The sequence below is a fragment of the Pantoea sp. S61 genome (assembly GCF_016625145.1).
Lineage (GTDB): Bacteria > Pseudomonadota > Gammaproteobacteria > Enterobacterales > Enterobacteriaceae > Pantoea > Pantoea rwandensis_B.
In genome coordinates this window covers 1-25765 of sequence record NZ_JACVUO010000036.1, presented here as the reverse complement: position 1 = coordinate 25765, position 25765 = coordinate 1, and the positions used below count along the sequence as shown (strand labels likewise).

24 protein-coding genes and 2 pseudogenes are annotated in these 25765 nt (G+C 51.3%); 15 read left to right on the top strand and 11 right to left on the bottom strand.

The window, feature by feature from the left end:
- Positions 1–229 (top strand): annotated as a pseudogene (locus IAE30_RS30185) (cytosine permease); the annotation flags it as partial.
- Between the two features lie 976 nt (positions 230–1205).
- Positions 1206–2147 (top strand): annotated as a pseudogene (locus IAE30_RS29245) (conjugal transfer protein TraG N-terminal domain-containing protein); the annotation flags it as partial.
- Between the two features lie 35 nt (positions 2148–2182).
- On the opposite strand, the gene IAE30_RS29240 reads toward IAE30_RS29245, so the two are convergent.
- Complete coding sequence (locus IAE30_RS29240) at positions 2183–2581, bottom strand: hypothetical protein (RefSeq protein ID WP_200681590.1); 399 nt, start codon at positions 2579–2581, stop codon at positions 2183–2185.
- A gap of 653 nt (positions 2582–3234) precedes the next feature.
- Here IAE30_RS29240 and IAE30_RS29235 point away from each other — a divergent pair.
- The 3 genes from IAE30_RS29235 to IAE30_RS29225 all read left to right on the top strand — a co-directional run bounded on the left by IAE30_RS29235 (position 3235) and on the right by IAE30_RS29225 (position 5234).
- Positions 3235–3597 (top strand): hypothetical protein, encoded by a 363-nt coding sequence (locus IAE30_RS29235; RefSeq protein ID WP_200681589.1) that lies wholly within the window; start codon positions 3235–3237, stop codon positions 3595–3597.
- A 123-nt stretch (positions 3598–3720) separates the two neighbouring features.
- Entirely contained in the window at positions 3721–4098 is a 378-nt protein-coding gene (locus IAE30_RS29230; RefSeq protein WP_255530360.1) for an Ltp family lipoprotein, read from the top strand.
- A 551-nt stretch (positions 4099–4649) separates the two neighbouring features.
- The gene (locus IAE30_RS29225; RefSeq protein WP_200681588.1) at positions 4650–5234 is read left to right on the top strand and encodes a DUF2913 family protein; all 585 of its coding nucleotides are present in this window, start codon (positions 4650–4652) and stop codon (positions 5232–5234) included.
- 16 nt (positions 5235–5250) lie between these two features.
- Here the strand turns inward: IAE30_RS29225 and IAE30_RS29220 are convergent, their stop codons facing one another.
- From IAE30_RS29220 to IAE30_RS29210, 3 genes are all read right to left on the bottom strand, one after another.
- The gene (locus tag IAE30_RS29220) at positions 5251–5454 is read right to left on the bottom strand and encodes a hypothetical protein (protein WP_200681587.1); all 204 of its coding nucleotides are present in this window, start codon (positions 5452–5454) and stop codon (positions 5251–5253) included.
- A gap of 41 nt (positions 5455–5495) precedes the next feature.
- Positions 5496–6398 carry an Rpn family recombination-promoting nuclease/putative transposase gene (locus tag IAE30_RS29215; RefSeq protein ID WP_200681585.1) on the bottom strand — a complete coding sequence of 301 codons (903 nt, stop codon included), beginning with the start codon at positions 6396–6398 and terminating at the stop codon, positions 5496–5498.
- Between the two features lie 92 nt (positions 6399–6490).
- Positions 6491–7264: a nucleotidyltransferase domain-containing protein gene (locus IAE30_RS29210; protein WP_200681584.1), complete on the bottom strand. Its 774-nt coding sequence runs from the start codon at positions 7262–7264 to the stop codon at positions 6491–6493.
- Between IAE30_RS29210 and IAE30_RS29205 the strand changes: the two genes are divergently transcribed.
- On the top strand, positions 7239–7436 hold the full coding sequence (locus IAE30_RS29205; RefSeq protein WP_200681583.1) for a hypothetical protein: 198 nt from the start codon (positions 7239–7241) through the stop codon (positions 7434–7436). The two genes, IAE30_RS29210 and IAE30_RS29205, sit on opposite strands and share 26 nt — an antisense overlap.
- Here the strand turns inward: IAE30_RS29205 and IAE30_RS29200 are convergent.
- Both IAE30_RS29200 and IAE30_RS29195 read right to left on the bottom strand, forming a co-directional pair.
- Positions 7430–8455, bottom strand: a complete 1026-nt coding sequence (locus IAE30_RS29200) for a tyrosine-type recombinase/integrase (protein ID WP_200681582.1) — start codon at positions 8453–8455, stop codon at positions 7430–7432. The genes IAE30_RS29205 and IAE30_RS29200 overlap by 7 nt on opposite strands.
- 384 nt (positions 8456–8839) lie before the next feature.
- Complete coding sequence (locus tag IAE30_RS29195) at positions 8840–9643, bottom strand: hypothetical protein (RefSeq protein ID WP_200681581.1); 804 nt, start codon at positions 9641–9643, stop codon at positions 8840–8842.
- A 547-nt stretch (positions 9644–10190) separates the two neighbouring features.
- On the opposite strand from IAE30_RS29195, the gene IAE30_RS29190 reads away from it, so the two are divergent.
- Entirely contained in the window at positions 10191–10340 is a 150-nt protein-coding gene (locus IAE30_RS29190; protein ID WP_234472902.1) for a hypothetical protein, read from the top strand.
- 277 nt (positions 10341–10617) lie between these two features.
- Here IAE30_RS29190 and IAE30_RS29185 read toward each other — a convergent pair whose 3' ends face one another.
- The 5 genes from IAE30_RS29185 to glnT all read right to left on the bottom strand — a co-directional run bounded on the left by IAE30_RS29185 (position 10618) and on the right by glnT (position 16278).
- The gene (locus IAE30_RS29185; protein WP_234472901.1) at positions 10618–11910 is read right to left on the bottom strand and encodes an ammonium transporter; all 1293 of its coding nucleotides are present in this window, start codon (positions 11908–11910) and stop codon (positions 10618–10620) included.
- Positions 11911–11971: 61 nt separating this feature from the next.
- Positions 11972–13297, bottom strand: a complete 1326-nt coding sequence (locus IAE30_RS29180; protein ID WP_084931594.1) for an FMN-binding glutamate synthase family protein — start codon at positions 13295–13297, stop codon at positions 11972–11974.
- A gap of 14 nt (positions 13298–13311) precedes the next feature.
- Entirely contained in the window at positions 13312–13995 is a 684-nt protein-coding gene (locus IAE30_RS29175; RefSeq protein ID WP_234472900.1) for a protein glxC, read from the bottom strand.
- Complete coding sequence (locus IAE30_RS29170) at positions 13995–14915, bottom strand: glutamine amidotransferase family protein (RefSeq protein ID WP_200681580.1); 921 nt, start codon at positions 14913–14915, stop codon at positions 13995–13997. The genes IAE30_RS29175 and IAE30_RS29170 overlap by 1 nt, the downstream gene beginning before the upstream one ends.
- Positions 14916–14943: 28 nt before the next feature.
- Positions 14944–16278: a type III glutamate--ammonia ligase gene (glnT, locus tag IAE30_RS29165; RefSeq protein WP_200681578.1), complete on the bottom strand. Its 1335-nt coding sequence runs from the start codon at positions 16276–16278 to the stop codon at positions 14944–14946.
- Positions 16279–16826: 548 nt separating this feature from the next.
- Between glnT and purU the strand changes: the two genes are divergently transcribed.
- Genes purU through IAE30_RS29125 form a run of 8 tightly spaced genes read left to right on the top strand, consistent with a single transcriptional unit; the run spans position 16827 to position 25130 of the window.
- Positions 16827–17690: a formyltetrahydrofolate deformylase gene (gene purU / locus IAE30_RS29160; RefSeq protein WP_200681577.1), complete on the top strand. Its 864-nt coding sequence runs from the start codon at positions 16827–16829 to the stop codon at positions 17688–17690.
- A complete protein-coding gene (locus IAE30_RS29155; protein ID WP_234472899.1) occupies positions 17690–18589 on the top strand; it encodes a bifunctional 5,10-methylenetetrahydrofolate dehydrogenase/5,10-methenyltetrahydrofolate cyclohydrolase in 900 nt (299 codons plus the stop codon). Before purU ends, IAE30_RS29155 begins: the two co-directional genes overlap by 1 nt.
- Before the next feature lie 11 nt (positions 18590–18600).
- Positions 18601–19842 (top strand): FAD-dependent oxidoreductase, encoded by a 1242-nt coding sequence (locus tag IAE30_RS29150; RefSeq protein WP_200681576.1) that lies wholly within the window; start codon positions 18601–18603, stop codon positions 19840–19842.
- Between the two features lie 10 nt (positions 19843–19852).
- Complete coding sequence (locus IAE30_RS29145; RefSeq protein ID WP_200681575.1) at positions 19853–20170, top strand: sarcosine oxidase subunit delta; 318 nt, start codon at positions 19853–19855, stop codon at positions 20168–20170.
- Positions 20167–23079: a 2Fe-2S iron-sulfur cluster-binding protein gene (locus IAE30_RS29140; protein ID WP_200681574.1), complete on the top strand. Its 2913-nt coding sequence runs from the start codon at positions 20167–20169 to the stop codon at positions 23077–23079. Before IAE30_RS29145 ends, IAE30_RS29140 begins: the two co-directional genes overlap by 4 nt.
- Positions 23079–23663, top strand: coding sequence for a sarcosine oxidase subunit gamma (locus tag IAE30_RS29135; protein WP_200681573.1), 585 nt, complete (start codon positions 23079–23081; stop codon positions 23661–23663). The genes IAE30_RS29140 and IAE30_RS29135 overlap by 1 nt, the downstream gene beginning before the upstream one ends.
- A 46-nt stretch (positions 23664–23709) precedes the next feature.
- Positions 23710–24513 carry an IclR family transcriptional regulator gene (locus IAE30_RS29130; RefSeq protein WP_200681571.1) on the top strand — a complete coding sequence of 268 codons (804 nt, stop codon included), beginning with the start codon at positions 23710–23712 and terminating at the stop codon, positions 24511–24513.
- Positions 24510–25130: an XRE family transcriptional regulator gene (locus tag IAE30_RS29125; protein WP_200681570.1), complete on the top strand. Its 621-nt coding sequence runs from the start codon at positions 24510–24512 to the stop codon at positions 25128–25130. The genes IAE30_RS29130 and IAE30_RS29125 overlap by 4 nt, the downstream gene beginning before the upstream one ends.
- The last annotated feature ends 635 nt before the right edge of the window (positions 25131–25765 follow it).

The window sequence follows — 25765 nt, the reverse complement described above, 5'->3', positions numbered from 1 at the left end:
CGGACGTTATGGATTGCTGAATACCCAGGCCTTGCTGGTCTACTTCGCCGGAATTATAGTGCAGGTGCCCTTTGTTGAAAATGCATTCTTTTCCGGTCCCTATGCGAATTTAATACCGGGTGTGGATGTTTCATGGATTATCAGTTTCGTGGTGACGAGTGTCGCGTATCCTTTACTTCATCGTAAAAGTGAGTCAGGTCTGGTCAGTACCTGGAAAAGTAAGGCATGAGGAGAAATACTATGTGGTGAACGCGTTAAGGATCAATTTACGGAAAGGAATCCACCTGGCTCACTTAAAAACGCTTTGCGCTCTAGCGGAGCGTTTTTTACTTTTCATGCCGGCATTTATGATGCCGGTACCTGTTAAATTTTTTGACACATTGTCTATTTCAAGCTTCCACAAAGGAGAAATTTTCTCAACGCGGCAGCAGCTTTATCATATTGGAACTCCAGTCACCATAATGAGCACTGTAACTTATCAGCAGCTTTAATTATTTTACGCGTCTCCCTGGTGGCGTTATCGGATACAGTAGCACCGCATTGCCAAATGTGGGTTCGCCAGTATCAAATGGTGAAGTACGAATTAGAAAGGAAATTAGATGGCGATTACAACGTTCTCCTGGCAATTTCTACGCAACCCGCTCGGCATATGCACGGATGGAATGGCACATGTAAGATGCCTTCCCACTAAGGTGCAATTTACTGCTAAGTGCAATTTTGTAAGAGGTAACTGCCACCTTTAGGCAGAATTTACTGTTATGGTCTTCAATCGTTCGCTCAAGAGTGAGCTGGATTTTCTTCAGGATAAAATGCTGTGGAGTTTCGTGCTAAATCAAGCGAGGTTTAATCGGCGAACAGGTGCGTGCATTTTTCAATCCGTGAATCCATCAACCTAAATTTCTCCCATGGGCTGGCGGGTCAAGAGCGATTCATTGAACTGCCAAGTGTTATTGCCACTAATCCATTGAATTTATGTTATTCTTTCTAACACACTGTCTTGACTTAGTTAGCGGTGTAGTTGGGTTGAGTCTGACCCGAACCGTTTAGCTGGTTCAGAACTTAAGGCGTGATGTTCCACGTACTAATTCTTTTTGGGACATGTTTATTTCCATACCTGAACAGTCACAGAAGTTTTCTCCTATTGTATTTCTTGTCACACTACTATTTCATGAATGCAGGGCATTACCCGGGCACTCATGGTTCACTATATGTGGAAACGTCAGGATCAGGGGCAGACGAAAGACAAAGCCACGCTGCGGGATATTGAGTGGGTTGGCAGTAAAACCTTCCTCAGTAATTATTATGGCAGCCTACAATCAAAAACGCCCCGGGCAGAGTTCCCGTGGAATGAAAGCCGTGACAGTGGAAGGCCGGATACAGGCCGGGGCGGGTATCCGACCTGCAGTGAATGGTGGACTAAAGCAGAAACCGGACTTCAGGCCCACGTTGTTGAACAGGCTGACCCGGGATTGTGGACCCGCCTCTCAGCTGCCATGACAATGATTGGAGGCAATACGGATGACTACAGGGAAGCCATTATTCGCCGTCTTGTCAGCCCGGAGAGCCTGACGGTTTCACAGGGCGGACACGTTTATGCCGGCTACGGTGGTAATGCCGATTTTACGCTTGATAACTCCGTTTCCCGCGTGGCGGCGATAGGTGGAACCGCATTAGGCAGTCTGGCTGCGTTCCCGGCGTTTGATGCTATGCGTCAGGCGCTGCCAATGGTCCAGGCCGTGCTGCTCATGGCAATTGTCGTGATTCTGCCGCTTATTCTGGCTTTCTCTGCCTACGAGATTAAAACGGTCATAACGCTCACATTCGTGCTCTTTGCGCTGAACTTCCTGACGTTTTGGTGGGAGCTGGCCCGCTGGCTCGACAGTTGGCTGCTGACCGCGCTTTACAGCTCAGATACACACAGCAGCTTTAATATGGCCGGCTTCCAGAACAGTTCGGATGACCTAATCATGAACTTCGTGATGGCCACGATGTTTCTGGTGCTGCCTGCGGTCTGGATGGGGGCGCTGTCCTGGGCCGGGGTGAGAGTAGGAGGGGCACTTGATGGGGCATTTAATAACGGAACTTCTGATGTACAGAAGGCAGGAGGAGGTGCTGCAGACACTGCAAAAAGAGCAATCAAACTTTAGGCGATTCTGAATTTACTATTAAAGGACTTCACTCCTTAATCGTCATAATCATCAGTGTCGATCCTATATGAAGGCCCGGGACCATTTTCCGGGCCAGTATAAATACCTGTACCCTCATCACCATTTCTCCATTCAGTACCGTAAGTTACTTCTTCACGATAATCGTCTTCATCCCCGCTAAGGCTGATGTTGCATAACATGTATGCTAAAGCTGAGATGAGCAGCAATATAGCTCCGATGAAAAGACCGCAAGCAATGGCGACAGAAATAAGAGTGATGCAGGCAAGTGGTACAGGTAAGCGGCCTGCAAAATCCGGCAATCCTCTTCTAGCTGCCCAGGTTATGCATCCTGCATGAGTCTTCCGTGCCAGCTGAGTAAAACGCTGCCATAGAGTGGTCGCTTTAACACCGCGATTTAAAGCTGGATTTTTCATCCCATCTCCCGAGCGCCATTCATATAAGCTAAATTCACCAAAGTCGTTTCTACCTTAGCACAGCATATGCTGAGTTTTCACTGACTTGGTTTGAGTGGAGAAGGATAGCAATCGATTTTAACCTTAGCGGTAGCAGCACTTACCTGAGAGCAGTAAACCTTATTAGTTACAACAAACATTAATCCAATGTCCTCCACAACTCCGAGCCGACCTCGGGCAAAGAGCCCCTCCGGACAACAAGTCTGCGCCCGGTCCTGAACAAACTCACCTGTATTAGCGCTCAAAAACGCGCCTGTTTCCCCGTACCAGCCCAGATTTTCCCCTGGAAAACCCGCCGCCGCCCGACCCGAAGGGTCGGAACTGTACTGATTGCTTGAATGAATGCTGTAACTACTGGGTTCTTCGTTGCTGTAGGAGTTGCCGCGGATTCTTTCTTTCGTCTGCGACCGTCTGACTTCAGTGCGCCTGAAAGGCCGCTGCTTAAACGGCGGTCGGGCAGGAAGAGGATCGACTGGGTGCGAAAACCGATACAGCTGCCGATGAGCTGCTTTCTGAGAGCGGAATGACAGAAAATTGATTCAGCCAATGGCTGTTAAAGGATGCCGTGAAAATGCCGATAACAGGTGAGAATTCATTTAAAATCGGGGTGTCATATGAAGTTAAGGGCTGTGTTCATTTCAGCTGTGGTTATGGCGCTAACAAATTGTGCCTCTCATCAGCAACAAACGCCCCCGGAAGATGCGCGCTTCCAGGTGATTGAATCAGCGGCGAAAGACTGTACCGATTATATTCTTAATACGTCGAAAGCTTCTCAGGCCAAGAATATCACCGGTAAATATTCTCTTGATGGCGCCTACTATGTTACGTCCCGTACCGATGGCGCGTTCACTCAGACCGTCAGGAAAGGCATTCCTTATGCTAAATCTACCTATCTGGATAATGGTGTCGAAGGCAGCGCGTGGCGCGCATGCATGAAAGGTCAGAATGCACTCGCCCCCGAAATTACTTTTGGCTAAGCATTAGCTAAGAGCCTGACATTGGGTAATTTCCCTTTTACACGTGGCCACCTGTAAAGTTGATCCGCGAGCCTGTGGCTTAGAGAGCGTTAGAGGTACCGTATAGGATATGGAGATATTTCAATGAATTTTTTGAAGATCGTAATAACTGCCGCTTTGTTTATCGCAGGGCCCACATGGGCGGGAGATTTGACCGGGCCTCAAACAAATGCCGTTAGATCTGCAAAGCAGTATCTCAGTATGATGGGCTTCTCACGGGACGGACTTATTAATCAACTCTCATCGGATGCGGGGGATGGTTTCGATATTTCTGACGCTACGGTAGCAGTGGACAGCCTGAACGTTGACTGGAACCAGGAAGCGGTGAGAAGTGCGAAGCAGTATCTCACGATGATGGGCTTCTCATGTAAGGGACTCATTCAGCAACTTTCTTCAAGTGCCGGAGACAAATACACCGTTGACCAGGCCACCTACGGGGCAAAACACGCAGGTGGCTGCTGAAACACGGTTTGGTTAAAAAGATGGTTACACTCGAACCACCGAAATCCATTACGCTTGTGTTTACTCTCTCCACATGCTGGTTTTATTAACGCTGGATAATTTCCAGTTTCCAGCCGGCCACCAATAATGCCGAACAATAACTCGCCAGGCGGGTGAGAATGTCCGGCATTATCTCCTCAATCTAGAGGCTGGTGTACAGCGCGGTCCGAACAGAAGCGCAGTTGACCTCATAGCTTGAGAATATGCAGGCTAAAACGTTCATGTGTGTGCCTGCTATGCAGACTGAAATCGCTCAGCCAGTTTCAGATGAAAACCTTCCTTAAGCTTGGACTGCTTTCAGCAGCAAGGCCAGTATCCTGACTAACTTAATTAATTATGTCAGGTTCAGTTAGTTGTAAGTACAAACCTTCCGGATTAGCCTGATAACGTTGAATTATTCCTGCAAGAGATGAAATTTTGGCTGAGTTTGGCTAAGCTCCTTTCTGCATTACACCATCTGTGGTGGCTCTGTAAAACTTTCATAAACTCAAAAAGAATTAGCAGGTTTTAATTTGGCATCCTCTGACGTCTACGCTGACCACCTTGCCTGGTGCGGACTGATTGCTCTGCACATGGCACGAAAGAGCGGAACGGTAAATTCTCCCGCACAGGAGAACCTATTTTTGTGCCGGTGGCTGGCCACCGCTGAAAAGAAGCGGCTGTTTCGCCGTGAACTGGCTGGCGATATCCGGTGGTTGCTGAAAGAAGGCAGAGAGAAGGGGTTGCGGGCAGATTTACCCGGAAAACTGGAATACCTCTGGCGCGCAAGCAGTGGCGAGCTGCTGGAACAGAATGACCTGTTCAGGCTGCAGCACGTTATGCACGCGATTACTCTGACAGGCATTAACTACGGCGTGCTCAACGAAACCGAGTGGGAAGGGCGTCATGCAGTAAAACTAAGCCCAACTGTTCCGGGGCTGTTTATCAGAAAAAGCGACTTGGATACGGGCTTTGGGGAGGATGGACGCCAGGTTAAAACACTGGCTGTGCGAATCACCGCTGATATTTCAGCAGTTGATGCACTACTAACACGGGCAGGATGGCAACGCGAATCAGACGCTACGGTTCCCCTTCTTCATCAACTGCGTGCATGCTGAAGGAAGCATAAATCAGTTATCGGTGAACAATTCCGGCAAGAATCTCGTCTGACACTCCGGTCAGCTCTTTAATTGCCTGAAGGGGGTAACCTCTTTTAAGCATCTTGCCTGCGAGTTCAAGCTTCTCTTCAAATTTGCCCTCCTCGCGTCCTTTTATTTCTCCAAGATGGCGGCCAATTTCGATGCCTTTTTGTTCCAGCTGTTGTGCAATAGTAAACATAAGACACCTGTGGGTGTAGCGCACCTATCAAGGATTAACTGTCAGTGGCGGATTTTGGCTAATTCTTCCTCTGAGAGGCCGGTCATCTCTTTAACTAAGTTAAGAGCCATGCCGTTTTTGAGGAGTTTCTCAGCAATATCGATTCTGCTTTTGTGCTCTCCCAGTTGCATGCCTTTTTCAATACCTTTCTGTTCCAGCTGCTGTGCGATTGTCATCAGAGCCTCCTCATGCTGCGGCACTCTTTGTGCCAGATTACGTACAAAGGCTTCAGCGTCATTGGTTTCGCCTGCCTGTATGAGATAGTTTATCAGCGATACGAGTTGCTGTCCCGTCAGATGTCCGGTCAGCAGCGTAGCGGCAAGCCGATCGAGCAGCTCCGACAAATCCCTGCGATGAATGTGCTTCTGGAGCAGGGTCAGGGCTGCCATGCTGCGGTGAGTCATTATCTCGTCGTCGGGGATGACAGTAACGTCGACCAGGGGAAATGCAGTGCCGTACAGTCTGGCTGCCATTTCCGGATCGCTGAACTCCTGCAGCCAGTCCGTAGAATAAGGATAAGGGCTGCGTCGACCGGTATAAAACAGAACCGGGACGACAAGCGGCAGCTTTTTATTTCCCGCATTAAGATGGCGCTGCATGGCTGCTATGGCGTAACGCATGAGTCGAAAGGCCATGTGCCGATCGGGAGTAGACTGATGTTCAATAAGAACGTGAATGTAGCCGTCACCCTCTGTCGTTTTTACGCTGTAAAGTACGTCACTGTAATAGGCACGAAGATCTTCTTCCACAAAACTGCCCGACTCAAGTCTGAGTGTGCTGAGATCGCATATCGCGCGAAACTCTGCGGGTACGTGGAGTTGGATAAAGTCACGCGCGGTATCTGGGTGGGTCAGGAATGCCTTGAAAGCCGCATCGTGCGGGACCGGCGTCGTTTTGTTACTCATCGTTCTGTTTTCCCGTCACTCGTTCGTGCTTACCTGCAGAGCTGATTTTTCTTCTGAGAGTACCGCGCCTGACCCGCTGCATATTTACGTTATCAGCGCTGGCGCGTGTGAAATTCTGCATTAAGCCAGTAGGCAAAAGTCGTGATCCTGCTGGCGAATGCCATTATGTCGCCCCGGGGACGGTAACTGATGCTCAGCAGATAGTCCATCTCCTCGGACAGAGCCGGATACCTGTCATTAAATTTTTCACACAGCTCTTCCAGGGAAACCGGCCAGTCCCGATCGTTCTCTTCTCTCAGTAAGTTTGTAGAACGAATCGCCTTACGTGCAGCCGCCCGCTGCAGGCCATGACGCTGCGCTGGTTCCAGTGTGGGCTTCATCATGGCAACGTAGCCATTCAGTACGGCGAGAAAATCTCCGTTAACGGCAACGGCAATGTCACGGGAAGGCCTGAAAGGTTCAAAGCGAGTCCGCAGATCTTCACCGTACACGCACACGCAGTGATGCTTCAGCCAGTAGCCCCATAGATTTACGTTATCCGGCAGCATCACGTTTTCCAGCACGCCCGGATCGATGTCAATTTTACTGACAACCGGATAATCCTGTTCAACTTCAGACCTGATGGTGTCTGTCTGTGCAACTTCGTCTGCTTCCGGTTCACGGCGGTATATGACGGTAAGGTCGAGATCTGACAGCGTTTCTGTCGCCGTGCCGTCGATGAGGCTTCCGTAGACATAAACACTGTGGATCAGGTCTGGCAACGCCGCGTTCAGTCTCTTAATCGCATCGCTGACCAGTGCAGAAAAGGCTGGCTGGAACCCGCTGAAATCAGGAAGCAAAATGAAACCGTTTTTATCGACCGACATCTGGATCTCCGTCATGTCACGCGTGGTATTTTCAGGCAGCCGCAACGGCAGCGCAGGACATCCATTCTACCAGCGGCAGGGGGATTTTTCTGTCCGAATGCGCAGCAGTCAGAGCATGGCTGGTTATGAAGACGGGTATGTCATCAGCCCGCGGTCCGTCATGGTTTACTGAGCGGATCGGTCCATCAGGTCCACCATAGCGCCCGCGTGCGCGTCAACGTGCCGGATATAGCGCATCACCGTTTCCGCCTTCTTCCACGTACCTTCCTGCATGATCTGTGCGGTACTGTATTTCTTTGTGGCCATGTCGATCGCGGCGCCGACGCGGGTGCTGTGACCCGACCAGCCGTGGTAGCGGTTTTTGTTGGGCTTCATGTCCTGGCCCGCACCGGCTTCCTGCCATGCGCGGGCAAAAATGTCCTCGAGCGCGCGCGTGGAAAGCGGCCGCTTCGTCTCGGTCCGAACGCGGTTTGTTCTGTGTACGGGACTGAAGATGAAGGCATCCGGCTCGGCAATCAGCCCGGAGGCTGTCAGCCACTCCGTCAGCCGCTGGGAAGACAGGTCGCCCAGCCCCTTAATCAGGCCGCCGGTCATCACAATGGTTTTGGTCCAGGCCACGTCAAGCACGATCCGGCCGTCCGGCGCACGTGAAACGTCGCGCACGCGCAGCCGCCCCAGTTCGCTGACGCGAAGAAGGGTGGCGTAGGCCACGTGCAGAAACGTCAGGTCACGCAGCTGCTGCAGTCGTTCAGAGTCTGACCATCGTGCATCCAGGCTGAGCAGGTCGCCGATCCGGAACGGGACGGCCTGGCCCGCGCGTTCGCCGGCGATCACTGCGGTACGGTTAATTTTCTTCACCGCGCGAAAAACCTGCGGAGAGCGGTTCGGCGGCACCAGCCCGGCGTTACGGTGTAACATCGAAATCAGCGCGGCGTGCGTGCTGATGGTCGAGGATGCGCGTCCCGATGCCTGCAGCCACAGCAGATAGTCGCGCAGGTCGGCGGGCGACATCGGCAGAATGCGCCGGCCGTGTTCATCTGCCCAGCGGCTGCCAATCCGCATCACGCTCAGGAGCTGGTTCCAGGTGTTGCCGGAGAACGCCTCGCGATCCTGCACGAACTCGCGCAGCCGATCGGCCATATCGCTGTCGTCAGCGGGAACCAGACCCGCCGCAGGTGATAATTCAGCCATTATGCTCACTTTTTAGACCGGAATGCCGTCAGGCGCAGCTACGTGAATTCTGATAAAAGTGCAGGGGATTATACCGTCAGAACTCGCGCAGCTGCGCCGTATTTTCGAACACGTAGATTGATACGCGCCGAGGATCCCATCATACCTGGATCTTCTGAAGGATCCTAACTTCATATAAAGACTATTATATGAAGTTAGAGTTGTGAAGATGGTCCATTATTAGACCCTAGTGCTTACGAGGGGCTAGGGTGATAAAAGCCTTATTAAATAAGGTTAGAATATCAATGAAATTTCTACTTTTTGAGGCTTTATTGTTGGTTGGCATTTAAAGTCATAAATGATAATTAAATTAATACCTAAAAAATTCGCTTGATTAACGCGCCACTATACGCGAGGTTGGGCTTGAGCGTCTTTTAGTTTGGACATATTGGCGCCGTCACAACGTTCGAAAAGCTCATTCCTCCATTCAATCCTAGAAAGTAGGTTATTGAAGTCGTCCATCGGTTTACCACTGAAATATCTTTTCCCATTGAATATGATGCCAAAATTCAGACCAGGCGTATGCCTATATAAGCCCACTAATTGAGGGGCACCGCCTGAATATTTATCATTTCCTTTTTTTAAAGTATCGCATAAAGCACCAAAAACAAATCTACTGAAGCCTATTTCTTTTACTCCGCCACACCATTTTTCGTGCATGGAATTCAGTTCTGTCCTTCCAGCCCCAGAGCATGCAACAATATCTGATGAGGTAGATAGCGGCTTTTCCTCAAATGTGATATCTCCATCCTTAAATTTTATTTCAACAACATGAAAATGCGAACACATTTTATTCCCGATACGGGTTGCATAGATTATGGTTCCAGATCCGCTTTGTTTCCGAGGTACTTCTGATAAACTATTCTGAATAAAATTTGTTATTGCTTCTAATTTTTCATTAAACGCGGCCTCAACGGAGAATAGCAACCCATTATCTATAGCATTCACTAACTGATTTAGGATATGGACAGGAAACTCAACACGACCGCTGTAACCGAAGAGCTCTGGATAAGAATATGTTGCAAAGACCTTTCTAACTGAATCCCATGTATTTTCGACGTTTTTCCAACTAATTCTGCTATCAGATGCTATGTAAACTGAAGCGGGTCCATGAGTGTCTACCCCTATCCACGCAACTAACGTAGTCATACCTTTACATTTCCTAATACTAAAGTTAGTATACATTCATATCGTAGTTTATTTAAAAGAGCAACCCCGGGCCCCTCCACCAATCTATGGGGGGGACAGGTAGAGAACATTCCCCCTAGGAATAGGGGGATTCCCGGTTATTTATAATCATTCAACACAATCCACTTCAATTAATATAAATAGTTTCTCATTGCCTGAGATGAGCAATGGACAACCAACTTTAGGTGCATTTAAAGAACCAAATTAGCATAATTCACGTGTTGTAAATTTCATGTTTCATCGAAGATGATCAGCCCGCCATTTTGAATACCCTCCAACTGAAAAGTGCAGTACATCTCCAGCGACGCCGGGGGGTATCCTGTAGCTAAGGGCACACCTGCATAGATGAATGAATAGGGACAGAAAATACTGGTTGTGATAATTAAAGCTCCTGGGTCTTCTGTAAAAGAAAGGAACCGATTTGGCGGATTCGATGTCATTGCGCCAGATGAGCGCGGAGCTAGATTTGATCCCCAGGGCAATTTCCGTGTTTTATGGAACCTGACAAATGAAACATGAAGATCAATTAAAGATCGTAATCGCAAGTGACATCAATTATGGGCAGCTGATAGTCGAAATTGATTGTGATGAGGAATTCATTGCTCTTTTACATCAAGAAAACGGTGCAGATGACCCCAAGATCGAATTTTCTTATTAAGTCAATGCATTGAATTTTTACTGGCTACAGAATGCATTAAATGAAGCTAAGAAGAAGCTATTAAATCAGTAAATAAACCATCCCGCCCAACCGCGCCGGGATAGTTTTTATTGGATATCAGCAGTTATTTCTATAGTGAGCGGGTGATAGCCTGGCACAGTTTTGAGTACACCTTCAGATACCTTATTTAACATAATTTACGCATGGCGTACTTTCGATGTCGACGCTTAAGCCCGCATTGCTCGCATATGATGCAATGGGGCTTTGAAACGCGTCGTTAATTATTTCGATACCCAACTTCACCATGAGTGGTGACGTCTAACCCATCAAATTCATCCTCGCGATCAACTCGCAAGCCATTAGTCAACAGGCCTGTAAGTTTCAACGCAATCCAACTGGTGATAGCTGAAAACACAATGCTGAAAATAATCACTCCGCTATTAATTAGCAGTTGTTCCGCCAGTGCGCGTCCTTCAATGAATCCGCTACCGCCTAAGGTAGTAAGAGCGAAAATTGGGGTCAAGATTCCACCCACTATGCCGCCTATACCGTGAATGGCAAAGACATCAAATGCATCATCTAAATTCAAGCGATGTTTAATTAATGTGACAAACGCCATGCAGCAGGGTGCAGTGAGGATACCGACACAAATAGCTCCTACTGGTCCGACATAACCACAAGCAGGCGTAATACCGACCATACCGGCCACCGCGCCGCTAACAATCCCTAACAGGCTAGGGCGCTTTTGAAGTCGCCACTCGATAAACATCCACGCCACAGCGCCACCAAATGCACCCAGTAGTGTGTTCAATACCACCAGCATGGCATAGCCGTTAATTGCCAGCGCACAGCCACCACAAAAGCCCAGCCATCCCAGCATCAGCATCGCGCCGCCGGTCATGGTCATCGTCATGTTGTGAGGCGTCAGCGCGACGCTGCCGAAGTTATGTCGACGACCAATAATCAGCGCAGCCACCAGTGAGGCAATGCCGGAGTTGATGTGTACAACATTCCCACCAGCAAAATCTTGCACCGACAAGGTCGCCATCCAACCGCCGCCCCATGCCATATGCGCCAAAGGGATGTAATTGATGGTTGCCCAGATTGCCATGAACACTAAAACCGCACTGAATTTGACTCGCTCGGCGAATGAGCCGGTGATTAATGCGGGTGTAATCGCAGCAAAGGTCATCATAAAGAAGATGTAGACGTACTCAGGCACCGTGCCGACCAGCGAATCAACCGTGATATTCTTCAGGAAAACTTTTTCACCACTGCCTATGACGCTATTCAGCGTTTTGCCATCGGTAAAGGTAAAGCTATAGCCGTAGAGCGTAAACAGAATCGCGACCAGTGCGGTGACGCTAAACACCTGCATCAACACGGACAACACATTCTTACTCTGCGCCATACCACCATAAAACAGCGCCAATCCTGGTAAGGTCATCAACAGCACCAGCAGTGCTGTGACAAACATGAAAGCCGCGTCGCCGCTGTTTAACATTGGCGCGGCAAAAGCCGGAAAGCTGCACAGCACAACAGGCAACGCGAATAGCATCGTTCGTTTCATTACGCACCTCAGCAGTAGCAGTCAAAAAAACGCCTCCGCAAAGCAGAGGCGTGAAGGGGAGTTATTTCAGGTCCTGACCGGGAATCCAGTTGGTTCCGGCCAGTGGGACGCGTGCCATGGCAGCCGCTTCCACATTTAATGCCACCAAATCCTCTGGCTCCAGATTGTGCAGGTGCGATTTACCGCAGGCACGTGCCAGAGTTTGCGCTTCAAGCGTTAACACGCGCAGGTAGTTGGCGAGCTTTTTACCGGCCAGTTCAGGATCAAGACGTTTGCTCAGCTCGGGATCTTGGGTGGTTATCCCCGCAGGATCTTTGCCTTCCTGAAAGTCGTCATAAAAACCAGCGGCTGAACCCAGCTTTTTATACTCCTCCTCATAACGCGGATTGTTATCACCCAAGGCAATCAGTGCCGCAGTACCGATCGCTACCGCGTCGGCACCCAAGGCAATGGCTTTAGCGACGTCCGCGCCGTTGCGGATACCGCCGGAAATGATCAGCTGCACTTCACGGTGTACGCCGAGTTCCTGCAATGCCTGAACCGCCAGCGGGATCGCCGCCATGGTGGGAATACCCACATGTTCAATAAAGACATCCTGGGTCGCGGCGGTTCCGCCTTGCATACCATCCACCACCACCACATCAGCACCAGCCTGTACCGCCAGTTTCACATCATAATAGGTGCGGGTTGCACCCACTTTGACGTAAATCGGCACCTGCCAGTCGGTGATCTCACGCAGTTCGGCAATTTTAATCGCCAGATCGTCCGGGCCGGTCCAGTCAGGGTGACGACAGGCACTACGCTGATCGATACCCTGCGGCAGGCAGCGCATTTTGGCCACGCGCTCGGAAATTTTCTGTCCCAGCAACATGCCGCCGCCACCAGGTTTTGCACCCTGGCCGAGCACCACTTCGATGGCATCAGCTTTACGCAGATCATCCGGGTTCATGCCATAGCGTGATGGAAGATATTGATAAACTAACTTACTCGATTGCCCGCGCTCTTCCGGCGTCATACCACCATCGCCTGTTGTGGTTGAGGTTCCCACTGCAGAAGCGCCTCGACCTAACGCTTCTTTAGCCTGCGCTGACAAAGCACCAAAACTCATGCCTGCAATGGTGACGGGCGTGCTGATGACCAGCGGCTTCTTCGCATAGCGCGTTCCTAGCACCACTTCAGTGCTGCATTTTTCACGGTAGCCTTCCAGCGGATAGCGTGACATGCTCGCACCCAGAAACAGCAAATCGTCGAAATGCGGCACCTGGCGCTTGGCACCCCAGCCGCGAATGTCGTAGATGCCGGTTTCAGCAGCGCGTTGGATTTCGGCAATCACCGAACGGGTATAAGTGGCGGATTCGCGTAACGCCGGATTGTATTTATCGCTCATGGTGTTCTCCACTCTTAATACGCTGACGCGTTATCCACTTTGAAGTTGTAAAGCTGACGGGCCGAACCGTAGCGCGTAAAGGCGGTTGGTGACTCATCGAAGCCGGCTTGTTGCAGCAGCAAACCGAGTTCTTCGATATGTTCCGCGCGCATCTCTTTCTGCACACAATCTGCGCCCAATGAGGCGACACTGCCTTTCACATAGATGTGTGCTTCATACAGCGAATCGCCGAGTGCTTCACCGGCATTGCCGCACACCACCAGACACCCGGCCTGTGCCATGAAGGCGCTCATCGGGCCGATATCGCCTTTCACCACAATATTGATGCCTTTCATGGAGATACCGCAGCGAGCGGCCGCATTACCTTCAATCACCAACAGACCGCCGTTGCCGGTCGCGCCTGCAGATTGCGAAGCATCACCTTTTACGCGCACTGAGCCGGACATCATGTTTTCCGCTACGCCGACCCCGGCGTTACCCTGCACCGTAATCGATGCTTTCTGGTTCATGCCCGCGCAGTAATAACCGGCATGGCCTTCAATGGTGATATCAACGTTATCATTCACGCCACAGGCGATGTTATGCGCACCGGCCGGATTAATTACCTGCCAGCTTTTGATCTCTTTCGTCAGGTTGGCATCGTGCAATGCCTGATTCAGTTCGCGCACGCCATGACTTAAGTCGTAAGTTTTCATCATCACACTGCTCCTGCAGTCTGGGTGCTGTTGCGCTCCCACACGTAAAGTTTTGCCGGTTCCGGCTCCCACACTTTGGCGTCCTTGATGCCCGGCAGATTTGCCAGTGCACGGTATTCGGAGGCCATGGCGACGTAGTCATCAGTTTCTGCGATCACTGCCGGTTTACAGGCGATGGGATCGCGCAGTACCGCAAAGCCGTCCCGCGTGCCGATGGTGAAGGTAAAGAAGCCATCGAGATCTTTAAGCGCGTTCTCCAGCGCCACCTGCAACGAATCACCCTGTGTCAGGCGCCACGCGAGATAGCCCGCAGCCACTTCGGAATCGTTCTCTGTTTTAAACTGAATCCCGGCACGCTTGAGTTTTTCGCGCAGGCGATTGTGGTTCGAGAGAGAACCGTTGTGCACTAGGCAAAGATCCATGCCGGTGGAGAACGGATGGCTGCCCTGGATCGTCACGGCACTTTCGGTGGCAAGACGGGTATGGCCAATCGCGTGGCTGCCTTTCATCTTACCGAGATTGAAGTGGTCGGCGACTTCTGCCGGCAGACCGACACCTTTAAGGATCTCGATACTGTGTCCGGCACTCATCACGTCGATTTCCGGTGCATGCTGAGCCAGCCATGTCAGCGCAGTGGTTTCATCGATGGGCAGCTTAAACACCGCCACACTGTTGTTCTGGAACCACTCATCAACCTTGCCAAAGTCAGTCGCCAGGCGATCGGCCAGGCCGTTCCAGTTAAAACTGGCATCATCACTGCGCAGCGTCAGTTTGATGCCTGCATCGTATTCATCGCCGTACACGGCAAAGCCAGCGCTGTCGCAGCCACGTTCGGTCATCGAGATCAGCATTGGGCGGAACAAATCGCCCAACTGCTGCTCCATCGCTGCATTTTTAAAATAGAGTCCGACAATTCCACACATAGAATTTCCTTTGCTTTGCAGGGTTACATTAAAAGAATTCGAGATAGCGACGGGTTTCCCACTCGCTAACATGACGGTGATATTCTTGCCACTCCTGGCGCTTAACCTTAATGAACTCGTCAACGATCTCCGCACCCATGCATTCGCGCAGAATCTCGTCCGCCGCGAGTGAATCGAGCGCTTCTTTCAGGTTTTGCGGCAGCAGTTCAATGCCTTCTCGTTGGCAATCCTGGGCAGAAAGGGCATACAGGTTCCCGTTCTGCGCTTTGCCGGGTTCAAGTTGACGCGCCACACCATCCAGTCCGGCAGCGATGATCGCCGCATGTACCAGATAAGGATTCGCGCCGGTATCGGGCAGGCGCAACTCAAGGCGGCCATAAGGGATTCGCACCATGGCGGAGCGGTTATTGTCACCGTAGGTGATGAACACCGGTGCCCAGGTTGCGCCCGTGGCTGAACCGCCGCTGGTTAAGCGCTTGTAAGAGTTGACGGTGGGCGCGGCAAAGGCACACAGGGCTTTGGCGTGATGTAGCATGCCCGCCATAAAGTGATAGGCCATTTTCGACAAGCCCAGACCTTGCGGATCGCTGGCATCATGGAAGATGTTATTGCCGTCACGATCGGCCATCGACAGATGGAAATGCATACCGTTTCCGGGGCGGTCAGCGAAGGGTTTTGGCATAAACGAGCACAACAGACCCTGGTCATGGGCGATTTCCGCCGCTGCCATGCGCACAAAGGTAAAGCGGTCAGCTGAGGTCAATGCGTCGCTGTAGGTGTAATTGATCTCGAACTGACCGTTAGCGTCTTCATGGTCAATCTGGTAGACATCAAAACCGACTTCCTGCAGCGACTCGGTGAGTTTTTCCAGGAACGGGCGCACGCGGGACAAGCCTTTATAGTCGTAGCAGGGTTTCGCCAGCGTATCGCTGCTATCGGCAGGCAGCAGGGAGCCATTTTCGCCGCGCGTGAACAGGGAGAACTCCGGTTCCAGGCCGCTGTTTAGCGTCCAGCCTTTTTCAGCCAGCCGCTCAACCTGTTTCATCAATACCACACGGCTGTCATAAGGATGCGGTTGCTTGTTAACGTAACCGTTGCAGGCAATACGCGCATAACCCGGCTGCCATGGCACCAGTGACAAGGTACTGAGATCGCCACGTGCGCAGAAATCGGGTCCTTGCGGCTCCATGCCCATGCCTGAAATGGCGAAACCGGCAAAGCCCGCGCCTTTTTCCACCACATCCATCAAGCACTTAACCGGCACCGATTTGGTTTTTGCCGTGCCGTGAATATCAACGAACTGTGCGAGCAGATAGCGCACATTGTTGTCCTGTAAAAACTGCCTGGCCTGTTCAGGTGACATAACTACCTCTTTACCGCGATGAAATGGGGCACGCTGCTTGAGTGCGTGGACCGTGTTGTATTCTCGTGAGGAATATTTTTTCACTGACAGGAAAATGCAGGAGCCGTGCCAGAATGAATCGGCTGTTGGATAAAAAGTAAAAAATTCAATTATTTCAATTCATTATGGTTATTTAACCCATCAGTGTGAATGCCTTGCACAGAGCGGCGGCCTCGATTCGCTAAAATCTGTCATCAGTAATGAATATTTGTCGGGGTTAGGCTCCCCAATTTGGGGCTTGGTCATGATACTTAACTCTCGTGATTTAAATACGGCCCTTCACAGGCAAATAAAATCCAACTACATATTCAAATATGAAAATCAAAGTTCATATATCAATAATTAATGAAGAGGGGGGATGATTTTGAGTGATTTATAAAATGTCGCTAGACAAGCAGTGCGAGATGAATTAATTGTGTTAAATAAGAATCGCAATGTGGCTTTTTGGTTGGCGCAAAGCTGATATTCATTCACTCATAAATTAATTCATTCACCTGTGTGGAGTGGCTATGTCTGCATCTGTCCGTGATTTCATTATTACTGCAACCTGTCCTGCGACCTCGGGAATAATCGCCGCTGTGACGGGGTTCCTGAGTCAAAGTCAATGTTACATCAGCGAGTTGTCGCAGTATGACGATGAGCACTTAGGGCATTTCTTTCTGCGTGCGCGTTTTCGCTTTAATGAAAACCTTAGCGCAGATATTGCCACGCTAAAAAAAGATTTCGCCGCGATAGCCGAGCGTTTAAATATGCAGTGGGATATTTTCGATACGTCTGAGCCAATGCGAGTCTTGCTCATGGTGAGTAAGTTTGACCATTGCCTGACGGATCTGCTCTATCGACGTAATAAGGGCGAGCTGAATATTAACATCACCGCCATTGTCTCTAATCATCTGGATCTACGGCCTATGGCGGAGCGAGAAGGTATCCGCTTTATTTACCTGCCGGTGAACAAAGAAAACAAGGCACAGCAGGAAGCCGAGCTGATCAAGATCGTGGAGGAAACGCAAACCGAACTGGTTGTGTTAGCGCGCTATATGCAGATCCTCTCGGACAACCTGTGTAAACAGTTGGCGGGCCGGGCCATCAATATTCATCACTCGTTCCTGCCTGGTTTCAAGGGCGCGATGCCGTATCACCAGGCGTATGAACGTGGCGTGAAACTGATTGGGGCCACGGCGCATTATGTGACTTCTGATTTAGATGAAGGACCGATTATCGATCAGGAAGTGCAACGCGTTAATCACACACATCGCCCTAATGACTTAATCGTGGTAGGACGAAATACTGAAACCATTGCGCTGGCCCGAGCGGTGAAATATCACACCGAACATCGTGTCTTCCTCGACGAAAATAAAACGGTGATTTTCTGATGACAACCACGCTGACCTCGCAACCGATTGCCATCAATATCGACGGTAAAAAAAGTGCGGCTAAATTACTGGAAAACACCGCCAGGGAAGTAAGCCAGTTAAAAAAGCAGGGCATAAATCCTTGTTTAGCGGTGGTGCTGGTGGGGGATGACGCTGCCAGCCAGGTTTATGTGCGTAATAAATTACGCACCGCCGAACAGGTCGGTATCAAATCGATTGAATTACGCTTTGATGCACAATTAACCGAGGCGCGCCTACTGGCTTCCATTGCCGAATTAAATAATGACCCTACTGTACACGGCATATTAGTGCAACTGCCGTTGCCACCGCAGATTAATGAAGCCGCGATTGTACGGGCCATTTCACCAGTGAAGGATGTGGATGGTTTTCATCCGCAAAATGCCGGCGGCCTAGTTCAGGGTCATCGGGTGATCACGCCATGTACGCCGCTGGGTTGCCTGCTGCTGTTGCAGGAGTACGGCGGCGATCTGAGCGGCAAACACGCGGTGGTGATTGGTCGCTCCAATATCGTGGGCAAACCGATGGCCAGTTTGCTGCTGCATGCCCACTGTTCGGTCACCACGCTGCATTCGCGAAGCCGGGATGCCGCGCAGCTGGCGCGTCAGGCAGACATCCTGATTGCTGCTGTAGGCCAGCCACAGATGATTGATGCCAGCTGGGTAAAACCGGGTGCACTGGTGATTGATGTCGGGATTAACCGCGTAACCCGTGCAGACGGCAGCAGCCGACTGGTGGGGGATGTGGATTACGACAGCGTGAGTCTGGTGGCAAAAGCGATCACCCCTGTGCCTGGTGGCGTCGGCCCAATGACCATCGCTTGTCTGATGCAAAACACCGTGCTGGCGGCTGAGTTGCAACTTCAGCAAGCGGCGGGTTAAGGAGAACGAAGATGCCATTAGCGTTATTGAAATACGGGCTGTCGTCAGAATATCCGGCAGAAGTGGATATCCCCGCACCGCGTGAACTGAAAAAACATTATGACGTGGTGATTATTGGCGGGGGGGGGCATGGCTTAGCCATTGCCTATTATCTGGCGAAATACCACGGTATCACCAATGTGGCCGTGCTGGAAAAAGGCTACCTGGCAGGTGGCAATACGGCGCGCAATACCGCAGTGATCCGCTCTAATTATCTCACCTCTGAAGGCGTGCGTTTTTACAGTGAGTCGGTGAAGCTGTTCCAGAATCTGTCGAACGAATTTGATTTCAACATCATGTATTCCGAACGCGGACAGCTGACGCTGGCCCACACCGACAGCACAGTTCGCGCCTTCAGACAGCGTGCTGAGGTCAATAAACACTTTGGTGGTCGCACCGAGATGATTGATCGTCAACAGATCAAAGAGCTGGTGCCAACGCTTAACCTCGATCCCGGCAATCTGCCGGTGCTGGCCGGGCTCTGGCATATCGATGGTGCCACCGCACGCCACGATGCGGTGGCCTGGGGCTATGCCAAAGAGGCAGCAAAGCGCGGTGTGGAAATTCACCAAATGACCGAGGTGGAAGATTTGGTGATCACCGAGGGACGCATTACGGCAGTGAAAACCAACCGCGGCACGGTGGGCTGTGGCTGCGCGGTGCAGGCTGTGGCGGGGCACAGTTCGCTACTGGCACAAAAAGCCGGTTTCCGCTTGCCGGTAGTGTCGTATCCCTTACAGGCCATGGTGACGCAGCCGGTGAAACCCTTTCTCGATCCACTGGTCAGTTCGTCGGCCTTGCACTGTTACGTGCAGCAAACCAGCCGTGGCGAAGTGGTGTTCGGTGGCGGTTCCGATCCTTATCCGCTCTACAACACCCGATCAACGCTGGATTTGAAAGAGAGTCTGATCGCTCACGGTATTGAGATGTTCCCGTTCCTGGCGAAAGCGCGCCTGATGCGTCAGTGGGCGGGGATCACCGACATGACACCCGATTACAGCCCAATCATGGGCGAAAGCCCGCTGAAGAACTACTACCTTGATGCTGGATGGGGCACGTGGGGCTTCAAAGCCACGCCTATCTGCGGCAAAACCATGGCGGAGTTAGTCGCCAGCGGCGGTAAAACGCCGGAACTGATCGCCCCGTTTAAGCTGGAGCGTTTTGCACGTTTCCAGCAGGTTAATGAAATGGGCGCTACGGCGGCCAGCCACTAAGGAAAGCCAGATGAAAATTATGCATTGCCCGCTGAATGGGCCGCGCAATATCACTGAATTCGCCTACGGTGGCGAGTTGAAAATCGTGCCTGACCAGCTGAGCTGTAGCGATCGTGAATGGGCCGATTACGTCTTCTATGAAGACAACCAGGCTGGTGTGGTGACGGAATGGTGGTTCCACACTCCGTCGAGTTACTGGTTCCTTGCGCAGCGCAATACCCTAACCGATGAAGTGATCCGTACTTTTGACGCCAGCGAAGTGTTTCCCAATCCTCACAGCAGCGCGTTACCCGCCAGCATCAGCGTAGCCATGGAGGTAACATCATGAGCCAGAAGCGCTTAGCGGCTCCTATGGGGCGCCTGATCGATCGGCAACAACCGCTGCAATTCACGTTTGAAGGTGAGCTGGTGAGCGGTTTTGCCGGTGATTCGATTGCCAGCGCGGTGATTGCCAGCGGGCGTCACCTTTTATCGCGTTCCTTCAAATACCATCGCCCACGCGGTGTACTCAGCATGTTTGGTCAGGATGCCAATACGCTGGTGCAGTTGCCGGATGAACCCAACGTGCTGGCCGATGTGCAACCGATAACCCAGGGACTCACCGTCACCGGTCAGAACTACAACGGATCGCTGGATAACGATCGTGATGCCAAAATGCAGCTGTTTTCACGCTTTATGCCGGTGGGGTTTTACTATCGTGCGTTCTACAAACCCAAGGGCATGTGGAAGCGCTGGGAACCGCTGATTCGCCGCAAAGCCGGTCTGGGCGTATTGAATCTCAATATCGAAGAAGCTTACTACGATAAGGCGTATCTGTTTTGTGACGTGCTGGTGGTCGGCGGTGGCCCGGCAGGATTACAGGCTGCGCTGACCGCCGCAGACAGCGGAGCGCAGGTGCTGGTCGTTGAGCAACAGCCGCTGCTCGGTGGCGCACTCAGCTGGGCACGGATGGCAGCCGAGGCGCAACAGACTGAGCAGGTGTTGCAGTTTATGACCCGCCGTGTGGAGGCGCACCCGAACATTCGCATACTGCTTAATGCGACCTGCAACGGTTGGTTTAAAGATCACTATTTACCTGTGATTCAGGGGCAGCGCATGTACAAAGTACGTGCAACCAGCTGTGTTATCGCTGCGGGTGCCTACGACCAGCCGGTGATTTTCCGCAATAACGACCTGCCAGGTGTGATGTTAACCAGTGCTGCCCAGCGTTTAATGCAGCATTACGGTGTTAAACCGGGTCAGCGCGCTGTATTACTGACCGGCAATGACGATGCGTATCTGGCAGCACTGACGTTGTATGAGCAAGGTGTTAAAGTCGCCGCAATTGTCGACCTGCGCAGCCAACTGCCGGATGGGGCGCTGACGCAACCGTTGCAACATGCGGGCATAGAACTGATTGCCCACAGCGCAGTTTATGAAGCCTTTGCTGACCGCACCGGGTGCGTCTCTTCGGTGGAGGTGCGCAGCATTATCGGTCAGGGAAAAGTGGCGCCGAGCGGCAAAGTTATTGATTGCGATTTGCTCTGCATGTCTGCGGGATATATGCCTGCCTGGCAACTGCCGTGTCAGGCCGGTGGCAAACTCAGCTATGACGACGCCAGCGCCAGTTTTACGCTGAGCCATTTACCTGCGGGTATGATCACCGCCGGTTCGATCAACGGCTGGCACGGGCTGGAGGAGGTGGTGCAGGATGGCACCCACGCCGGACGTATGGTGCTACAACAGTTGGGAATCAATAATAATATAAGTACTTTGCCACAACAGCAGGGAGAAAAACCGCGTATTAATCATCCCTGGCCAATCTTCGCTCATCCCAAAGGCAAAGAGTTTGTCGATTTCGACGAAGACCTGCAAATCAAAGACATCATCAATGCCACCAAACACGGCTATCGCGATGTGCAACTGGTAAAACGCTTTTCTACCGTGGGCATGGGACCGTCACAAGGACGACATTCGGCATTACCGACCGCGCGTTTAGTGGCGCAGGCCACCGCACGCAGCGTGAGCGAAACCGGCGTCACCACTGCGCGCCCCCCATTCAGCGCAGAGAGCCTGGCGCATCTGGCGGGACGTCATTTCGATCCGTGGCGCGTCACGGCCATACATCAACGCCATCTGGCTTTGCAGGCGCAAATGATGCCAGCAGGTAACTGGCTGCGTCCTGGCTGGTATCAAACTGAGCCTGGCACCGACAAAAAAACAGCGGTCCAGGCAGAAGCGCTCAATGTGCGTAATAACGTTGGACTGATTGACGTGTCGACCCTGGGCGGCATTGAGTTGCGCGGCCCGGATGCCGCAGAGTTCCTTAACCGTCTTTATACCTTTGCCTTTATCAAACAGCCCGTGGGACGTACGCGCTATGCGCTGATGACCAATGAACAGGGCGTGGTGATTGACGATGGCGTGGCCTGCCGTTTGGCGGAGAACCACTTTTATGTCACCGCCACCACCAGCGGTGTGGCGCGGGTGTATCAATCAATGTTGCAGTGGAATACGCGCTGGCGGCTGGATGTGGATATCGCCAACGTCTCCTCCGCGTGGGCGGCGGTCAATCTGGCGGGACCCAACTCGCGTCAGGTGCTAAGCCAGTTGTGTAATGAACTCGATTTGAGTGCCGAAGCATTCCCGTATTTAGCCTGTCGTGAAGGCAAGGTGGCCGGTATACCCGCGCGCCTGTTGCGTGTGGGCTTTGTTGGTGAACTGGGTTATGAGATCCATGTGCCGACCCGCTATGGCCAGGCGTTGTGGGATGCCTTGATGCGAGCAGGGGCCGCTTGCGGAATTAAACCCTTTGGCGTGGAAGCACAGCGTTTGCTGCGCCTGGAAAAGGGGCACGTGATTATCGGACAGGATACCGACGGCATGAGCCATCCGGGGGAAATCAGCATGAGCTGGGCGGTTAATCGAGCCAAACCGGAATTTATTGGCCGTCGCGCCATCGATATTCTCGATGCTCATCCGCCGGTGCGTAAACTGGTGGCTTTCACACTGCCCGCTGCATCACCGCTTCCAATGGAAGGCCATTTAGTCTTAGAAGGCGAAAGGATCACCGGCAATGTCACGTCCTGTGAATATTCCCCCACGCTGAACGCGATAATTGGCATGTCCTATGCATCAGCAGATCGGGCAACCCCAGGCGATAGCATTACCATTCGCACTGAAGGCGGCAGGGAAGTCACCGCGTTAGTGGTGAAGTTGCCCTTTTATGATGCTGAAAACCAGCGACAGGAGCTGTAATGATGCAAAACATGCACGTTTTGGCGGCAGGACCGCTGGATCATCTGGAGACGGTGTCTGCTGATAACGGCGCTATCACCCTTAAAGACTGCTCTCATCAGGCGCGCGTGGGTTTTCGCGGACGCCACGCCGCATGGTATCTGCAACAACACGGCTTTGCGCTGCCCGCTCAGCCAAATCAGTGCTGCTGGCAAAGCGACGACTCACTGGTCGCGCGTTTATCACAGACTGAATTTTTAATTCTGGCCGCAGATAACGCACCCTCGCGAATTCAACACGAGGAGCAGTCATGGCAAATGAATGAGCTGTCGTGCTTTATGCTACCGCGCCAGGACACGCACGCGTGGATGTCTATAAGCGGCGCTCAGCAAGCGGCAGTGATGGCGAAGTTGTGTGCGGTTGACCTATCGTCGGATAAATTTTTGCCTGGCGCAGTGGCACAAACTTCTGTCGCGCGCGCCAATGCGTTAATCATCAATGCCTCGTTGCCGAATAAAGAACAGTTTTGGCTGCTGGTGGATTACTCCATGGCGGCGTATTTCTGGGACGTGTTGCTTGATGCCACGGCGGAGTTTGCTCGCTGATTTTCACTCTCCGGGCCACGGCCCGGCTTCATCTATGCAGGTGTGTATGTCTCTGGCTGCTATCACTGAAAATGACTACACGGTGCCCGCGTTATTTCGCGGTCTGACCATTATTGAAATGTTCAACAGTCGCGATCGCGTGCTGACAGTGCAGGATTTTGCCGATCATCTTGGCGTCTCTACTTCCTCTATTTATCGTATTGTCACCACTCTCACCGAGATGAGCTATCTCGAAAAAGTGGCCAAGAACACTTATCAACTCGGCCCGCAGGTGATCTCCAACGGCTTTAGCTATCTTGCCAGCCGTGATGTGGTGGATATCGCCATGCCACATTTAAATGCGCTGCGTAATACGGTTTCAATGTCGTGCCATCTCAGCATTCGCGAAGGCCAGGAAGCGGTCTATATTTATCGCTCGTTTGCTTCGCAACGCCTGTCGGTAAATGTGCCCATTGGTACGCGTATTCCCTGTCACTGCAGCGCCATGGGTCGGGTGTTGCTCACCGGCTTAAATGATGCAGAACTGGATAGCCTCTATCAACATGTGCGACTCGATGGCTATTCTGTTTCAGCGCCGCGCACCTTACCGGAACTGAAGCAGACCGTGCAGCAGGACAGCATGCAGGGCTGGGTTGAGCATCAGTCCGATTTCGCCACCGCAATTGCCTGTGCGCTGCGCGATCATCACAACCAGATTGTGGCGGCGATCAATGTCTCTGGACCCGATGCGCTGATGGAAGACCCACATCAGAAAGAGGTGGTGCGCAATGCGTTATTAGCCACCGCGCAACGTATATCATTTGAGCTGGGGAACCTGCGCAAAATGTCGGAGAAAATTAAGCCTCGATGAACAAACCGGTTACCACCAGTCAGCGAGAGAGCCCGTTGAGTCTGGAGCAGCATATCGCGCGCTCGCTGAAGCAGCGGCGTATTTCACAGGGTTATAAAATATCCGATGTGGCACGTATTGCAGGTGTCAGCGTCGGCATGGTCAGCAAGGTGGAAAACGCCCACGTTTCCACCAGTCTCGATATTATCAGTCGCCTGTGTGACGCCATTGGTTTGCCGGTTTCGAAGTTATTTAGCGACTATGATGTGGCCAAACGCGGCGCCCAGTTGATTAAAGCGGGTGAGGGGATGGAGGTGGTGCGCACCGGCACGGAAGTCGGCCACTCTTATCATTTGCTGAGTTATGCTCAAGGCCCACAAAAACTTTACGAACCCTTTCTGGTCACCATGGACGATGCCAGTGAAGAGTTTCCCAATTTTTGCCATCCGGGGCATGAGTTTCTCTATTTACTTGAAGGCGAACTGATTTATCGTCATGGCACGCGCCTCTATCCTATGTCTCCGGGCGATAGCCTTTCATTCGACGGCGGGGTGCCACACGGCCCTGAGAAATTATTGCAAGTTCCAATACGTTTATTGTCTATTATTCATTACGTTGAGAATGATGAAGCTTACTAATTTTCAATATTAAAAATTAATGCTCACACACTCTTTTTATTTTTATTTAAATAACTAACGACTAGTAAATAATCCATTAAATCTCTAACGCCATAAGAAAAAACTATAATTCCATTCGGATATTTATTACTACACACACAAACGAACACATCCTAAAGATTTCCCCCCAACTCAATGATGCAGATTATCTTCTTCACAAAATTAGCACAACTTACTTTTATTATTCAAATGGGTATATTTTTATTTAATTTTGAATTTTAGATTGTAAATTTGCACCAAATTAATGTAATAAAAAAGATAACCAAGCACAACTAATTGAAAGTATTGATAAAAATCACGCATTGAGATAGTGCATTAAAATCAATGAAGATTTCACTTATAAACAATAACTTTTATATTTAAGCGCACTTACATTCCAGTTGAATACCCACCTTTTAACTTCCCACCTATAAATTCCGCGATGTCAGATAAGAATCCCATATTATGGCATACCATCATTCATCTTTAGTATGAAGTTAACCCAATCCTCATTAAAGGTTCTAACCATGCATCCAGATATACGCAAGACGTTCGTTACCACCGAGACCATCTACTCCGACGGCGGCAAAGCGGCCACCACGCCGCTGGTGATGATT